Origin of the sequence: Microcoleus sp. A003_D6 (assembly GCF_036702825.1) — a bacterium.
In the GTDB taxonomy this organism is placed as follows: Bacteria; Cyanobacteriota; Cyanobacteriia; order Cyanobacteriales; family Microcoleaceae; genus Microcoleus.
Genome location: NZ_JAUBWA010000292.1, coordinates 1 through 1,399 on the forward strand (window position 1 = coordinate 1; position 1,399 = coordinate 1,399).

General features: G+C 39.2%; 2 protein-coding genes. Both read left to right on the forward strand.

All coding sequences use genetic code 11. The features are described from left to right. Positions 1-253 precede the first annotated feature (253 nt). On the forward strand, positions 254-901 hold the full coding sequence (locus tag QUB70_RS32505; protein ID WP_332985926.1) for a hypothetical protein: 648 nt from the start codon (positions 254-256) through the stop codon (positions 899-901). 117 nt (positions 902-1,018) lie between these two features. After that, positions 1,019-1,243, forward strand: a complete 225-nt coding sequence (locus tag QUB70_RS32510; RefSeq protein ID WP_332985927.1) for a DUF433 domain-containing protein — start codon at positions 1,019-1,021, stop codon at positions 1,241-1,243. The last annotated feature ends 156 nt before the right edge of the window (positions 1,244-1,399 follow it).

Sequence of the window (1,399 nt, forward strand, 5' to 3'; positions counted from 1 at the left end):
AACATATTTAATTATGGACTAATGAGGAGCATGGTATTTCTGAGTATTTGTACTCATCGCATAAGTGTTATGCTCCCGAAGTGATTATCTTCTACGAGGAGCCATATCCGTAGAAATATAGGATAAAAAGCCAGTAGAGCCAAGGAAGGCTTTACTGGCTTCTCTGGGTAAGGTACAATGGAGGTGATATTAGTCTTAAAATTAGCTCGATCTTGGTTGACGATCGAGGAAAATACATAAGGAGGGAAAGTCAATGATAAAGTTTGCTCTAGGTCACTACACCGATTTTAAATTGCCCAGCAACTTAACTATTCCAGATCAATTACAGCAAACACTTCAGACGGTTTGGGACAGAAAATATGACGATTTATACGAACGAGGTGGAAAGTGCAATGTAGAAGAAGCTTTTGTAGAAGTAATGACAGCCTTTGGAATGCCTAATGATGCAATATCCCATCAGCGATACGTCTATATGGCTTATGGAATAGCATTAGCAGCTAAACCGACTATTAAACATTACTTTCCTGAAGAACACAAAGCTGATATCGTTGAAGGAATTGTATCTTGTTGGCTGAAGAATAGTTGTGAAATCCCAGAAACTTGGGCTGATACGTTGTTTCCTAATATCAACAAAATAGGAAAATATCAAGCTAGTAACGAAGCTTATAATATCTTCTACGGCTTGCTGCAAACACTCAACAGCAAAACAGCCTATAATGCCATCTTGGATATTTTGTATGATGCCATTACCGGAGATGCTATTTCTGGTTTTGCTGCGGCTCAACGAGATATGTTTAATTGGTGGTTGATCGAGGTGATTCCTGCTGCCTATTGTTTAAAGCTACCATCTACTTTATATTCTGGAAAATGGCAATTTCCGCCACTGAGTCAGTGCGCTTAAGCGATGACAAAAGTAATTGGTACAGCTTAATTAGTTAATAATCATGGGAATCCAGTTATTGACAATTACGAGCGCTCTCATTCATACTATAACTAAGCGTTGTAGGAGCTAACTTTAATGTCGGAGCTACTCGCAAGAATCACTGTTAATCCTAGACAGTGCGGCAGTCGCCCTTGCATTCGCGGCATGAGAATTCGGGTATCAGACGTACTGGACTTATTTGTGGCTGGTTTGAGTGAGGAACAAATACTAGAAGAAATGCCCGATCTTGAAGCTGACGATCTGAAAGCATCTCTTTTGTATGCTTCGCGCAAACTCAATCATCCGGTATTGGTTGTATGACAATAATTTGGGTAGATACAGAATCAATCAAAATTACATCAGCGTTAATCAGCGTTCATCTGCGGTTCAAAAAATCTCAACGGCTCTCCTGACTTTATGGTGTATAATGTAACAAACAATACATTTGCTGTCATGGACTTTTATTTGGACTATATA